The sequence below is a fragment of the Nocardioides okcheonensis genome (assembly GCF_020991065.1).
GTDB classification, from domain to species: Bacteria; Actinomycetota; Actinomycetes; order Propionibacteriales; family Nocardioidaceae; genus Nocardioides; species Nocardioides okcheonensis.
In genome coordinates, this window is record NZ_CP087710.1 from 4,243,793 (window position 1) to 4,257,344 (window position 13,552).

Annotated in this window: 15 protein-coding genes; 10 read left to right on the top strand and 5 right to left on the bottom strand. The window is 72.9% G+C overall.

Annotated features, from left to right (window positions below):
* Positions 1–32: 32 nt before the first annotated feature.
* From recO to LN652_RS20705, 3 genes are all read left to right on the top strand, one after another.
* Positions 33–761 (top strand): DNA repair protein RecO, encoded by a 729-nt coding sequence (gene recO, locus LN652_RS20695; protein ID WP_230442466.1) that lies wholly within the window; start codon positions 33–35, stop codon positions 759–761.
* A 128-nt stretch (positions 762–889) separates the two neighbouring features.
* Positions 890–1,444 carry a YdcF family protein gene (locus LN652_RS20700; protein WP_230442467.1) on the top strand — a complete coding sequence of 185 codons (555 nt, stop codon included), beginning with the start codon at positions 890–892 and terminating at the stop codon, positions 1,442–1,444.
* A 95-nt stretch (positions 1,445–1,539) separates the two neighbouring features.
* Entirely contained in the window at positions 1,540–2,316 is a 777-nt protein-coding gene (locus LN652_RS20705; RefSeq protein ID WP_230442468.1) for an isoprenyl transferase, read from the top strand.
* A gap of 4 nt (positions 2,317–2,320) precedes the next feature.
* On the opposite strand, the gene LN652_RS20710 is transcribed toward LN652_RS20705, so the two are convergent.
* From LN652_RS20710 to LN652_RS20725, 4 genes are read right to left on the bottom strand one after another with little or no spacing between them, the layout of a single operon-like run.
* Positions 2,321–2,731 carry a Fur family transcriptional regulator gene (locus LN652_RS20710; RefSeq protein WP_230442469.1) on the bottom strand — a complete coding sequence of 137 codons (411 nt, stop codon included), beginning with the start codon at positions 2,729–2,731 and terminating at the stop codon, positions 2,321–2,323.
* On the bottom strand, positions 2,718–3,722 hold the full coding sequence (locus LN652_RS20715; protein ID WP_230442470.1) for a metal ABC transporter permease: 1,005 nt from the start codon (positions 3,720–3,722) through the stop codon (positions 2,718–2,720). The genes LN652_RS20710 and LN652_RS20715 overlap by 14 nt, the downstream gene beginning before the upstream one ends.
* On the bottom strand, positions 3,719–4,519 hold the full coding sequence (locus LN652_RS20720) for a metal ABC transporter ATP-binding protein (RefSeq protein ID WP_230442471.1): 801 nt from the start codon (positions 4,517–4,519) through the stop codon (positions 3,719–3,721). Before LN652_RS20720 ends, LN652_RS20715 begins: the two co-directional genes overlap by 4 nt.
* Positions 4,516–5,502, bottom strand: coding sequence for a metal ABC transporter substrate-binding protein (locus LN652_RS20725; RefSeq protein ID WP_230442472.1), 987 nt, complete (start codon positions 5,500–5,502; stop codon positions 4,516–4,518). The genes LN652_RS20720 and LN652_RS20725 overlap by 4 nt, the downstream gene beginning before the upstream one ends.
* A 49-nt stretch (positions 5,503–5,551) precedes the next feature.
* Here LN652_RS20725 and LN652_RS20730 point away from each other — a divergent pair, with 49 nt between their 5' ends.
* From LN652_RS20730 to LN652_RS20760, 7 genes are all read left to right on the top strand, one after another.
* A complete protein-coding gene (locus LN652_RS20730; RefSeq protein ID WP_230442473.1) occupies positions 5,552–5,920 on the top strand; it encodes an antibiotic biosynthesis monooxygenase family protein in 369 nt (122 codons plus the stop codon).
* 39 nt (positions 5,921–5,959) lie between these two features.
* Positions 5,960–7,360: a glycine--tRNA ligase gene (locus tag LN652_RS20735; protein WP_230442474.1), complete on the top strand. Its 1,401-nt coding sequence runs from the start codon at positions 5,960–5,962 to the stop codon at positions 7,358–7,360.
* A gap of 90 nt (positions 7,361–7,450) precedes the next feature.
* Positions 7,451–8,536: a hypothetical protein gene (locus LN652_RS20740; RefSeq protein ID WP_230442475.1), complete on the top strand. Its 1,086-nt coding sequence runs from the start codon at positions 7,451–7,453 to the stop codon at positions 8,534–8,536.
* Positions 8,524–9,588 (top strand): hypothetical protein, encoded by a 1,065-nt coding sequence (locus tag LN652_RS20745; RefSeq protein ID WP_230442476.1) that lies wholly within the window; start codon positions 8,524–8,526, stop codon positions 9,586–9,588. The genes LN652_RS20740 and LN652_RS20745 overlap by 13 nt, the downstream gene beginning before the upstream one ends.
* Before the next feature lie 54 nt (positions 9,589–9,642).
* Positions 9,643–10,782, top strand: coding sequence for a tRNA dihydrouridine synthase DusB (gene dusB, locus LN652_RS20750; protein ID WP_230442477.1), 1,140 nt, complete (start codon positions 9,643–9,645; stop codon positions 10,780–10,782).
* Positions 10,783–11,071: 289 nt separating this feature from the next.
* Positions 11,072–11,872, top strand: coding sequence for an SH3 domain-containing protein (locus LN652_RS20755; RefSeq protein ID WP_230442478.1), 801 nt, complete (start codon positions 11,072–11,074; stop codon positions 11,870–11,872).
* A gap of 58 nt (positions 11,873–11,930) precedes the next feature.
* Positions 11,931–13,202, top strand: coding sequence for a deoxyguanosinetriphosphate triphosphohydrolase (locus tag LN652_RS20760; protein ID WP_230442479.1), 1,272 nt, complete (start codon positions 11,931–11,933; stop codon positions 13,200–13,202).
* Between the two features lie 6 nt (positions 13,203–13,208).
* Here LN652_RS20760 and LN652_RS20765 read toward each other — a convergent pair whose 3' ends face one another.
* Positions 13,209–13,541: a YtxH domain-containing protein gene (locus LN652_RS20765; RefSeq protein WP_230442480.1), complete on the bottom strand. Its 333-nt coding sequence runs from the start codon at positions 13,539–13,541 to the stop codon at positions 13,209–13,211.
* Between the last annotated feature and the right edge of the window lie 11 nt (positions 13,542–13,552).

The following is a 13,552-nucleotide window of genomic DNA, read 5'->3' on the forward strand; positions in this document are numbered from 1 at the left end:
CCGCGCCGGGGTACGTGGGGGACAATGGTCCGGTGCCCCTCTACCGCGACGAGGCGGTCGTCCTCCGCACCCACAAGCTGGGTGAGGCCGACCGCATCATCACCCTCCTGACGCGCCGCCACGGTCGCGTCCGCGCGGTCGCGAAGGGCGTACGGCGCACCACCTCGCGCTGGGGCTCGCGCCTCGAGCCGTTCACCCACGTGGACCTCCAGCTCGCCGAGGGGCGCAGCCTCGACGTGATCACCCAGGCCGAGACCCTCGACCCGTTCCACGCCCGGCTCGGGCTCGACTACGACCGCTACACCGCCGGCACCGTGATGCTGGAGACCGCCGAGCGGCTGGTCACCGAGGACAAGGAGCCGGCCGTGCAGCAGTTCCTGCTGCTGGTCGGCGGGTTGCGGGCGATGTCCGGCGGAGAGCACCCGGCCAAGCAGGTCCTCGACTCCTACCTCCTCCGCTCGCTCGCGGTCGCCGGCTACGCACCGTCGTTCGACCACTGCGTGCAGTGCGGCGTCGAGGGCCCGCACCGCTTCTTCAACCCCTCCGCCGGTGGCGTGATGTGCGCGGCCGACAAGCTGCCCGGGTCGGCCACGCCCGCGCCCGAGACCGTGCGCGTGCTGGGCGCGCTGCTGGTCGGCGAGTGGCCGGTCGTGCACGCCGCCGACCCCCGCCACCTCCGCGAGGCCAGCGGCCTGGTGTCGGCCTACCTCGCCTGGCACCTCGAGCGCGGCCTGCGCTCGATGGCCTACGTCGAGCGGTGAGGGACGACCCCCGCTGGTCGAGGAGGTCGCCTGCCCCTCGCTGGTCGAGGAGGTCGCCTGCCCCTCGCTGGTCGAGGAGGTCGCGCAGCGACCGTCACGAGACCCGGATCCCCAGTCTCCTGCCGGTCTTGGGCGCCGCCGCCGTCCTCGCGTGGGCCGAGTGGCAGCACCACCGGTGGTCCCGCACCCTCGTCGCACCGCGGCCCGGACGTACGGCGGCGGTCGTCGTGCTCGGCTTCCGCAACCGCGGCACCCGCGCCAACGTGGTCAACCGGTGGCGGGTGCGCGCGGCCCTGCGATCGGTCGATCCGGCCCGGGAGACGACGCTCGTGCTCAGCGGCGGGCCGGTCGGCTCGCCGGTGCCCGAGGCGCGGATCCTCGCCGCGTACGCCGCCGAGCGCGGCTGGACCGGCCCGGTGGTGCTGGAGGAGGAGAGCCGCAGCACCTGGGAGAACATCACCTTCGTCGTGCCGCTCGTCGAGGCCCACGACACGATCGCCCTGGTCTCGCAGCCGGCGCACGCGCTCAAGGCGCGGGTCTACCTCCGCCGCCAGCGCCCCGACCTCGCCGCCCGGCTCGCCCCGGCCCGCGACCACGTCCCGGGGGAGTGGCTGCTCGCGAAGCCGGCGCTCGCCCTGCACGGGCTGCTGTCCTTGCGTCGGATTCCGCGCACGGAGCGCTGAGCGGCGCACGTCGCGTTCGACCGGGTCGCGCGGCTGACCTCCTCGCACCTCGTCCACCGAGGGCGCGGGACCGCCCCGGCCCCTAGGCTGCTCCCGTGAAGCGAGAGGTCAAGGCCCCCACCCCGCACCCGAGCGGCGCCACGCCGCCCGCCGTGCCGCGCGAGCTCGTCCCGGAGCACGTCGCGATCGTCATGGACGGCAACGGCCGGTGGGCCAAGGAGCGCGGGCTGCCGCGCACCAGGGGCCACGAGGAGGGCGAGAGCAGCCTCTTCGACGTCGTCGAGGGCGCCATCGAGATCGGTGTGAAGGCCGTCTCGGCCTACGCCTTCTCCACCGAGAACTGGTCGCGCAGCCCCGAGGAGGTGCGGTTCCTGATGGGCTTCAACCGCGACGTCATCCGCCGGCGCCGCGACGAGATGCACGACCTGGGGGTCAGGGTGCGCTGGGCGGGCCGCGCGCCGCGGCTGTGGAAGTCGGTCGTCAAGGAGCTCCAGGTCGCCGAGGAGCTCACCCGGGACAACGACGTCCTCACCCTCACCATGTGCGTCAACTACGGCGGCCGCGCCGAGCTCGCCGACGCCGCGCGCTCGATCGCCCGCGAGGTGGCGGCCGGACGGCTCAAAGCCGACAAGGTCGACGAGAAGACCTTCGCCCGCCACCTGTACGTCCCCGAGCTCGCCGACGCCGACATGGTGTGGCGCACGTCGGGGGAGCAGCGGCTGTCCAACTTCATGCTGTGGCAGGCGGCCTACAGCGAGATGGTCTTCACCGACGTCCTGTGGCCCGACGTCGACCGGCGCCACCTCTGGTCCGCGATCGAGACCTACGCCAGCCGGGACCGGCGCTACGGCGGGGCCGTCCCGAACGGCTAGGCCCTCAGGCGCAGCGCGGACACGTGCCGAACAGCTCCAGGGTGTGGCTGATGTCGGCGAAGCCGTGCTCGGCGGCGATCGTGGTGGTCCAGCGCTCGACCGCCGGCCCCTCGACCTCGACGGTCGCGCCGCAGTTGCGGCACACGAGGTGGTGGTGGTGCGTGGCCGAGCAGCTGCGCCAGATCGCCTCGCCGTCCTCGTTGCGCAGCATGTCGACCTCGCCGGCCTCGGCCAGCGCGCCGAGCGTGCGGTAGACCGTCGCCAGCCCGACCGGCTCGCCGCGCTGCGTGATCAGGTCGTGGATCTCCTGGGCGCTGCGGAAGTCGTCGAAGGCGCCCAGCGCGGCGGCGACCGCCCGGCGCTGGCGGGTGGGGCGTACGGCCGGGCGGGCGCCGCGCTCCTCAGTGCTCGTCATAGTGCTCCCCGTGGGCTGCGTGGCGGTGGCCGTCGTGGACGTAGTCGACGTGGTCCCCGTGCGGGACCGCCGGGTGGCCGCAGTCGTCACCGTGCGCGTGCGGGTGGTCGGCGCTCGAGCGGTGCGGGGTGACCGCGACCTCCGGGAACGGCGCCATCAGCCGGCTGCGGCGACGCAGCCACGCCCCCAGCGGCCACGTCGCGGTGAACATCGCGAGCGCGAGCAGCACGATCGTCGGTCCGGGGGCCACCGGGACGGTGAACGACAGCCCGGCGCTCAGCAGCAGGCCGCCGACCGAAGCGACGCAGCCGACGACCATCGCGCCGAGCAGCGTCGCGCGGAAGGACCGCGCGAGCTGCTGCGACGTCGCGACCGGCACCACCATCAGCGCGGAGACCAGCAGCAGCCCGACCGTACGCATCGCGACCGTGATGCTGACGGCCGCTAGCACCGCGATCAGCAGGTTGTAGCCGCGGACCCGCAGCCCGGCGACCCGGGCGAAGTCCTGGTCGCTGGCCACGGCGAACAGCTGGGGCAGGAGGCCGAGCGCGACGACCAGCACCACGACGGTCAGGGCCGCGGTGAACCACACGTCCTGCGAGGAGATGCTGTTGAGCGAGCCGAAGAGGTACTCCTGGAGCGTGGCGGCACCCTCGCGGGCGATGCCGGCGATCAGCACGCCGCCGGCGAGGCCGCCGTAGAACAGCAGCGCGAGCGCGACGTCGCCGTTGGTGTGCCCGCGCTCGCGGATCACCTCCATCAGCACCGCGCCGAGGACCGCGACCACGACGGCGGTCCACGTGGGTGAGGTGCCGGTCAGGAGGCCCAGCGCCACGCCGGTGACGGCGACGTGGCCGATGCCGTCGCCGAGCAGGGCCAGGCGGCGCTGCACCAGGAACGTGCCGATGGCGGGCGCGGCGAGGCCGGTGAGCAGCGCCGCGATCAGCGCGCGCTGCATGAAGCCGAGGGAGAACAGGTCGAGGTAGGTCACGGCGTGCGCCCCTCCCAGTCGAACGGCGAGGCGACGTGCGGGGCGTGGTCGTGGGTCCCGGGTGGCTCGTGGTCGTGGTCGTGGTGGGTGTGCGACGCGACCTCCTGCGTGAGCGGCGGTCCGTCGTAGGCCACCCGACCGTCGCGCATCACCACGGTGCGGTCGATCAGCGGCATCATCGGGCCGATCTCGTGGGCGACCAGCAGGATCGTCGCGCCCCGGGCCTTCAGCCGGCCGAGCGCGTCGGCGAGCGCCTGCTGGTTGGGGAGGTCGACGCCGGCCGTGGGCTCGTCGAGCACCAGCAGGTCCGGCTCGCCGGCGAGCGCCCGGGCGATCAGCACACGCTGCTGCTGTCCGCCGGAGAGCTGCGAGACGCCCAGCGACGCCCGGTCGGCCAGCCCGACGACCTCGAGCGCCGACGCCACCGCACGCCGGTCGGCGGCGGAGGTGGGGGCGAACAGCCGGCGACGTCCCACGCGTCCCGACGCGACGACCTCGCGCACCGTGGACGGCACGCCCCCGGTCGCGGTCGAGCGCTGCGGCACGAAGCCGATCCGCCTCCAGTCGGAGAAGTCCGGCAGCGCGGTCCCGAAGAGCCGTACGGTCCCGCGCGCGACCGGCAGCAACCCGGTCACGGCGCGCACGAGCGTCGACTTGCCCGACCCGTTGGGCCCGAGCAGGGTCACGGTGTCGCCGGTGCGGACGGCGAGGTCGACGTCGCGGAGGATCGGTCGGCCGCCGATCGCGACCGAGACCCCGTCGAGGACGACGGGGTCCGGGGCGTGGGCGCTGGTCACGAGCAGCCGTTGGCCTGCTGGAGGGCGGTGAGGTTCTCGCTCATGAGGGAAAGGTAGTCCTCGTCCGAGGTGTCGTCGGAGAGCCCCTCGATCGGGTCGAGGACCGCGGTCGTGACGCCGAGGTCGTCCGCGAGGGTCTCCGCCATCTTCGCGCTGACCAGCCGCTCGGAGAACACCGTGGTCACGCCCTCCTCGCGGATCAGCTCCTGCAGGCGCGCCAGGTCGGCCGCCGTGGGCTCGGCGTCGGGCGACAGACCGGCGATCGGCTCGAACTCCAGGCCGTAGCGCGAGAGGTAGGAGAAGGCGTCGTGGCTCACGACGGTCGTCGTGCGCTCGCAGGAGGCGAGGCCCGCGGTGTAGTCCTGGTCGAGCTGCTCGAGCTCGGCGCGCACGTCGGCGGCGTTGTCGGTGTAGGTCGTGGCGTTGTCGGGGTCGGCGTCGGCGAGCTCCTCGGCCACGGCGTCGGCGAGGTCGGCGACCTTCAGCGGGTCGAGCCAGAAGTGCGGGTCGACGTCCCCGTGGTCGTGGTCGTGGTCGTGGCCCTCCTCACCGGACTCCTCGTGCTCCTCGTGCTCCTCGTGCGCGGCGTGCTCCTCCTCGGTCTCGGAGGCCGGCAGCAGGTCGACGACCTCCGCCGCGTCCAGCACGGGCGCGTCGGCCTCGGCGGCGGTCGCGTCGACGGCGGGCTGGAAGCCGTCCTCGAGCACGACCAGGTCGGCCTGCTCGAGCGCCGCGGTCTGCGCGATGGTCAGCGAGAGGTCGTGCGGCTCGGAGCCGGGCTGGGTGAGGTTCTCGACCGTCCAGGCGTCGCCCGCCACCCGCTCGGTGACCCACGCCAGCGGGTAGAACGACGCGACGGCCCGGCGACCATCTCCGGACGCGCTGTCGCCCAGCTGGCCGCATCCTGCAAGGAGGACGGACGCGGTCAGGACGCTGGTGACGGGGAGCAGGCGGGTGGCGAGCGACATGAGAACGATTCTCATGGCGATTGAGAACCATTGTCAAACTCGCGCGACGACTAGGCTGGCCCCCGTGCTCGTCGTGACCCGCCTCCGTACGCCCGACACCGGTGCGGCGACCGGGGCGGACCTCCGCGCCGGCCTGCTCCACGCCCTCTCGATCCTCGCTGCCGCACCCGGCTACGTCGGGGGAGAGGTCGGACGCAACGTCGACGACCCCGGCCTGTGGGTGATCTCCACCCGCTGGGAGAACGTCGGCTCCTACCGGCGGGCGATGGGGTCCTTCGAGGCCAAGATGCACGTCCAGCCGCTGATGGTGCACGCCGTCGACGAGCCCAGTGCCTACGAGGCGGTCGAGGAGGGGACCGACCTCAACGAGGCGAAGAGCCGCGACGCCGTCCTGAGGAGGGCGAGGGACGAGCCCGTCACGAAGGGTCGATAGGGTGACCGCTCCGCTCCGAGCCCCTGAAGGACATCCACCGTGGCCAAGCCCGCCCCGACCGCCCTGGACAACGTCGTCTCCCTCGCCAAGCGCCGAGGTTTCGTCTACCCGTGCGGTGAGATCTACGGCGGCACCAAGTCCGCGTGGGACTACGGCCCGCTCGGCGTGGAGCTGAAGGAGAACATCAAGCGCCAGTGGTGGAAGTTCATGGTCACCCGGCGCGACGACGTCGTGGGCCTCGACTCCAGCGTCATCCTCCCGACCCGCACCTGGGAGGCCAGCGGCCACCTCAGCACGTTCAGCGACCCGCTGACCGAGTGCCAGTCGTGCCACAAGCGCTTCCGCGAGGACCACCTGCAGGAGGACTACGCGGCCAAGAAGGGCATCGACGACCCCGACACGGTCGACATCAACGAGTCGGTCGCCTGCCCCAACTGCGGCACCCGCAACGCGTGGACCGAGCCGCGCAACTTCAACATGATGCTCAAGACCTACCTCGGCGTCATCGAGGACGAGTCGGGCCTGCACTACCTGCGCCCCGAGACCGCCCAGGGCATCTTCCTCAACTTCGCCAACGTGGTGACCTCCAGCCGCCAGAAGCCGCCCTTCGGCATCGCCCAGATGGGCAAGAGCTTCCGCAACGAGATCACGCCCGGCAACTTCATCTTCCGCACCCGCGAGTTCGAGCAGATGGAGATGGAGTTCTTCGTCAAGCCCGGCGAGGACGACGAGTGGTTCCGCTACTGGATCGAGGAGCGCACCCGCTGGTACGTCGACCTCGGCATCAACCCCGACAACCTCCGCCACTACGAGCACCCGGAGGAGAAGCTGTCGCACTACTCCAAGGGCACGACCGACATCGAGTACCGCTTCGGGTTCTCGGGCCGTGACTTCGAGGAGCTCGAGGGCATCGCGAACCGCACGGACTTCGACCTCAAGCAGCACAGCGAGTTCTCCGGCAAGGACCTGTCCTACTACGACCAGGCGAACGACGAGCGCTACCTGCCCTACGTCATCGAGCCGGCCGCCGGCCTCACCCGCTCGCTGATGGCCTTCCTCATCGACGCCTACACCGAGGACGAGGCCCCCAACACCAAGGGCGGCGTCGACAAGCGCGTCGTGCTCAAGCTCGACCCGCGCCTGGCGCCGGTCAAGGTGGCGGTGCTCCCGCTCAGCCGCAACGCCGACCTCTCGCCGAAGGCCAAGGCGCTGGCCGCCGAGCTCCGGGAGAACTGGAACGTCGAGTTCGACGACTCCGGCGCGATCGGTCGCCGCTACCGCCGCCAGGACGAGATCGGCACCCCGTTCTGCGTGACCGTCGACTTCGAGACCCTCGAGGACGACGCCGTCACCGTGCGCGAGCGCGACACCATGGCCCAGGAGCGGGTCAGCCTCGACGGCATCAGCCGCTGGTTCGCCGACAAGCTGCTCGGCTGCTGACCCCGATGGTCGAGGAGGTCGCGCAGCGACCGTCTCGAGCCCCCTGTGGCACAGTGAGTCGTCGACCACACCATGCCATCGGGGGATGCCATGCGCCGCACGCTCGTCAGTCTCGCCGGTCTGCTCGCGCTGAGCGCTCCCACCGCGGCACACGCGGTGCCCGACCGTGACGCCGTCGCGGCCGAGGTCCCGGTCCGCACGCTTCACCCCCTGCGGCTGCCGCGCGGGGCGGACGCGGCGCTCGACCACCTCCAGGACGGGGTGATCCGCACGGCGTCGGGTCGCACGCTGCGCGTGCGGGTGCCCTCCGGCGACGACCAGGTCGCGCTGCTCGGTCGCAGCGGTGGGGCCTGGCTGGTCGCGTGGGGGACCGGGGCCGGCCCGGCCGGCCACCGCTTCCACGTCGTGCGCGTCCGGAGGGGCCACGCGCCCGTCGAGGTGCCGCGCCAGCGGGTGACGTCCTACGGCGAGGACTTCCACGGGTGGCGGCTCGACCGCGACGGCACCCGCCTGGTCAGCACGACGTACGACCGCGGCGGCACCGGCGCGACCGTGCGCGACGTGGCCACCGGCCACCGGATCGACACCCGGTTCTCCGGCGGCTTCTTCACCCCGTTCGACGTCGCCGACGGCCACGTCGCGACGTTCGCCGAGAGCGAGCTCGGTCGCCTGCGGGTCGTCGACTGGCAGCCGGGCGTGGGGGAGACCACGATCGCGAGGCGGGTCGCCCACGTCGACCTGCGGCGCGACCTCGCCTTCGTCCGGGTCTCCGGCCGTGACTTCGGGCCGACCTCGGTGGCCGCGCCGGGTGAGCCCGCGTGGGCCGCCCCCTTCGCGCCGCTCGACGTCTCGCCGGACGGTGCGCTCGCGGTCGGCCTCCGCATCTCCCGGTCCGGGTTCGACGACCGCGGGGTCCTCGAGGTCCGCGCGATGGACGACGGGCGCCTGCTCGACGCGCTCTCCCTCGGTGACCACATCACGATGGACACCTGGTCCATCACCACGTCCCACGAGCAGACCGTGCGCTGGGAGGACGACTCCCACTACGTCGTCCAGCTCCCCGTCGGTCGCGACGCGGTCCTGGTGCGCTGCCGGGTCGGCGGTCGGTGCGAGCGCGCATCCGACGTCGGCGGCGACGTCAGCACGCCCTACGAGTACTTCATGTGGCCCCGGTGAGGATGGCGCTCGCGACCCTGCTCGCCCTGGCCCTCTCGGTCCCGCCGTCGGCGCAGGCCGACGACCCGCGCGCCCCCGAGCCCGGAGCGCTCCCCGCCGGCACGCTCGCCGTCGGCACGCGGGCCTTCGCCCCGGCCACCAAGGCCTACGACCCGAGCCACCTCGTGTGGGCCAAGGGGTCCCGCATCCACGACGGGGGAGAGGTCATCGACCTCGGGAGGTGGCGCGTGCACGAGATGCAGCGCACGCCCCACGGCTTCTTCGTCGACGTCTCGCGTGCGCGCCACGACGACCACCGACTCGGGTGGTACGACGGGCACCGGCTGACGTGGATCGGGCTCGGCGCGTCGATGCCGAACGTCTCGCCCGACGGCCGGCTCGCCGGGTGGGCCGATCGCGGCGGACCCCGGATCGACCACGGTCGGTCGGGGCGCATCGTCGTCGTCGACCTGCTCACCGGGCGGGTGGTCTTCTCCACCTCGCGGTGGATGGGGGACGACACCGACCTCTACGAGGAGATCTACGCCTCGTTCCTCGGCTTCGACGGCCAGTACGCCTACTGGAACCGCGTGACCGGCGACGTCCGACGGGTGCGCACCGACCTGACCACCTGGGAGACCTCGCCCGCGGCGACGGTGGACGAGGACGGGTGGGAGCGACCGGTGGGCCTGCCGCTCGACCCCTACACCGGGACCCCGGTGACCCTCGACGACGGACGACCCTCGACCGACGGCATCGAGCCGGGCTTCGTCTCCCCGGACGGCCGCTTCGCCTTCAACGTCAGCGCCACCGCGCGGCTGAAGATCACCGACGCCGCGACCGGCGCGCGCGTCGACCCGGAGTGGGACAGCAGGTGGCGCTGGTTCGCGGGGTGGCAGGACGCGGACACCGTCTACGTCGCCCTCCCGAAGCGCTTCAGCTACGTCCGCCAGCCGCACGAGCGGACCCGGGTGCGGGTCGCCGCGTGCGACCTGCCGGCCGGCACCTGCACGACCGTGGCTCGCCTGCGCGGCCCGACCACCCTCGTGCTGGGCGCCGGACCCGAGGCCTGACGACGACCGGACCTCGATTTCGGCGGGGACACGTCCCCGGCCGACAATGGAGGCATGACCGCGCTGCCCGACTCGCTCACCCTGGGGTCCGTGCACGTCGACACCCCGGTGGTGCTGGCCCCGATGGCAGGGATCACCAACGCCGCCTACCGCCGGCTCTGCGCCGAGCAGGGGGCCGGGCTCTACGTCTGCGAGATGATCACCAGCCGCGGCCTCGTCGAGGGCGACGAGACGACCCGCAAGATGCTCGTCTTCGACGACCTCGAGACGACCCGCTCGGTCCAGCTCTACGGCACCGACCCGGTCTACATCGGCAAGGCGGTCGAGATCCTGTGCGCCGACTTCGGCGTCGCCCACGTCGACCTCAACTTCGGCTGCCCGGTCCCCAAGGTGACCCGCAAGGGCGGCGGGGGAGCGCTGCCGTGGAAGCGGGGGCTGCTCGCCAAGGTGCTCGAGCACGCGGTCGCCGCCGCCACGCCCTACGACGTCCCGGTCACGATGAAGACCCGCAAGGGGCTCGACGACGACCACCTGACCTACCTCGACGCCGGCCGGATCGCGCAGGAGAGCGGCGTCGCGGCGATCGCGCTGCACGGCCGGACCGTCCAGCAGGCCTACTCCGGCCAGGCCGACTGGGAGGCGATCGGCGCCCTCGTCGACCACGTCGACATCCCGGTGCTCGGCAACGGCGACATCTGGGAGGCGGCCGACGCGGTGCGGATGGTCGAGCAGACCGGCGCCGCCGGCGTCGTCGTGGGGCGGGGCTGCCTCGGCCGGCCGTGGCTGTTCCGCGACCTCGCGGCCGCGTTCCACGGCGAGGACGTCGCGACGCTCCCGCGCCTGGGCGAGGTGAGGCTGATGATGCGCCGGCACGCCGAGCTGCTGTCCGAGCACATGGGCGAGGAGCGCGGCTGCAAGGAGTTCCGCAAGCACGTCACCTGGTACCTCAAGGGCTTCCCGGCCGGCGGCGAGCTGCGCCACCGGCTCGCCCTCGTCGACTCGCTGGTCGCCCTCGACGAGCTGCTCGCCGACCTCGACGACGACGCCCCGTTCCCCGAGCACGAGCTCGGCACGCCCCGCGGTCGCCAGGGCGCCCCCCGCAAGCGCGTGGTGCTCCCGGACGGCTGGCTGGACGACACCGACGGGCGCGGCTCGCAGCTGCGCGAGGACGCCGACGAGGCCACCGGCGGCTGACAGGTGGGGCCTCGCGACGTGCGAGGTGATCGGTGTCTCGTGAGCCGGGACACGCCGGAAATTGACGTGGAAGATTGGGACGCCCGCGAAACCCTGTGCTTCACTCGATGATCGCGTCGCGTGGGCTCGGGCCCCACAGCCTCCGGGAGCGGCGCGAGTCCCCCGTCAGCAAGTGCAAAGGATCAGCGCTGTGGCACATCTTCGCCACAAGCGGGAAACCCCTGCTACCCCCACCCCCCGTCCGTCCCGAGTCCCCCGTTCCGTCCAGGTCTCCGCACCGCTCGCCGTCGTGGCGACGCTCTCCGCGGTGACCATGGGTGTCCTGTCGGCGACGCCCGAGAAGCCCGACACCGACCTCCTCGCCGCCTCCAGCAGCAGCCAGTCGCTCTCCAACGCGACCTCGCTGGCGCGCCGCGGCGACATCGCGTCCCGCTCCCAGATCCGGACGGCCGCCAAGGCCGAGTCGGCGGCGCGCGAGGACATGGCCGTGGACCGCAAGGCCCGCCGGATGGCCAAGGACCTCGACCGCAGCATGTGGACCACCGAGGCGCTCAACCTCTGGGAGGGTCCGGGCGAGAAGACCGCGAAGCTCGGCGAGATCCCGGCGATCCGGCAGGTGGCCGTCACCGGTCGCAAGCAGGACGGTCGCGTGCAGGTCGTCATCGACGGCCAGTCGCGGTGGGTGACCGCCGACTACCTCAGCGCCGACAAGCCGAAGCCCGAGCCCGAGGGCCCGAGCCTGGGCGGCACGTGCTCCAACGGCTCGTCGATCTCCGCCGGGCGCTCCTCGCTCTACGAGATCCACGACGTGGTCTGCGCCAACTGGCCCGAGATCACCAGCTACGGCACGTGGCGCGGCGACGGCGAGCACGGCCAGGGCCGCGCCATCGACATCATGGTGAGCGGCGAGACCGGGTGGGAGATCGCGGAGTTCCTCCGCGCCAACTACGCGGCGCTGGGCATCGAGTACCTCATCTACTCCCAGCAGATCTGGTCGGTGGAGCGCTCCGGCGAGGGCTGGCGCGGGATGTCCGACCGCGGGTCGGTCACCGCCAACCACTACGACCACGTCCACGTCACGGTCTACTGATCGCCCCGCCCGGGTCGTCGTCCGGGGTGTCCCCGGTGCTCGCTAGGCTGGCCGGCCGATGAGCATCGAGGACCTCTACGACGACCCGGCGCGCGAGCGCCTCGTCGCCGAGCCGCCCAAGCGGGTCGACGCGCCCGTGCGACTCGCGTTCGAGCGCGACCGCGCCCGGGTGGTCCACGCCGCGGCGTCACGCCGGCTGGCGGCCAAGACGCAGGTCGTCGGTCCGCAGACCGACGACTTCGTCCGCAACCGGCTCACCCACAGCCTCGAGGTCGCCCAGGTCGCCCGCGACCTCGCCCGCGCGCTCGGCACCCACCCCGACATCGCGGAGACCGCGGCGCTGGCCCACGACCTCGGCCATCCGCCGTTCGGCCACAACGGCGAGCGCGTGCTCGCCGGGCTCAGCGTCGACTGCGGCGGCTTCGAGGGCAACGCCCAGACGCTGCGGCTGCTGACCCGGCTGGAGTCGAAGACCTTCGACGCCGAGGGGCGCTCGGCCGGGCTCAACCTGACCCGGGCCACGCTCGACGCCTGCACCAAGTACCCCTGGACCCGCGCCGAGGCCACCGGCCCGCACGGCGTCCACGCCGACGGCACCCCCCGCGTCGTGGTGAAGTTCGGCGTCTACGACGACGACCTGCCGGTGTTCGGCTGGCTGCGCGAGGGCGTCCCCGGTCGTCGCAGGTGCGTCGAGGCGCAGGTGATGGACCTCGCCGACGACGTCGCGTACTCCGTCCACGACGTCGAGGACGGCATCGTCGCCGGGCGCCTCGACCTCACCCGGCTCGACCGCGACGCGCTCTGGGAGACCGTGCGCTCCTGGTACCTCCCCGGCGCCGACGACGCGGTGCTCGACGGCGCCCTGGCCGACCTGCGCGCCGTCCAGAGCTGGCCGGTCGCGCCCTACGACGGCAGCCGCCGGAGCCTGGCCGCCATCAAGAACCTCTCCAGCGACCTCATCGGCCGGTTCTGCGGGAGCGTGCAGGGCGCCACCTTCGCCGCCACCGGGGGAGAGGACCTGGTCCGCCACCGCGCCGACCTCGTGGTGCCCGCCGCGACCGAGGTCGAGATCGCGGTGCTCAAGGCGATCGCGTCGCTCTACGTCATGCAGGCCGACGACCGGGTCTCGCTGATGCAGCGCCAGCGCGAGCTGGTCGCCGAGCTGGTCGAGGCGCTGTGGAGCCGTGGCGAGGACGCCCTCGACGCGGTCTTCGCCGGCGACTGGCGCGAGGCGAGCGACGACGCCGCGCGGCGGCGCGTGGTGATCGACCAGGTGGCCTCGCTCACCGACGCCAGCGCCGTGGCGCGGCACCAGTCCCTGACCCGCTGACCTGCGTCAGGGCAGGTCGCCCTTCGGGTAGGGGTCGTCCTGGAGCGCCACGTTGTCGGGGTGCAGCTGGTCCTCGAGGTGCGAGCGCGAGCTCCCGGACGGGGTGACCCGGTCCTTGGCCGCCCCGGCCGCGGACGCGACGGTGTCCTTGACGACCGGCGCGGCCGCCTGGGCCTTCTCCCTGGCCAGGTCGGCGGCCTGGTGCGCCTTCTCCTGCACGCGGGGGTCGTCCTTGACGCGGCTGACGGACTTCTTGATCTGCTCGTAGCGCTCGCGGCCGGCGCGGGTGCCGAGCACGTAGCCCGCTCCCGCGGCGAGGAGCAGTGACAGCTTCTTCATGGTGGTTCCTC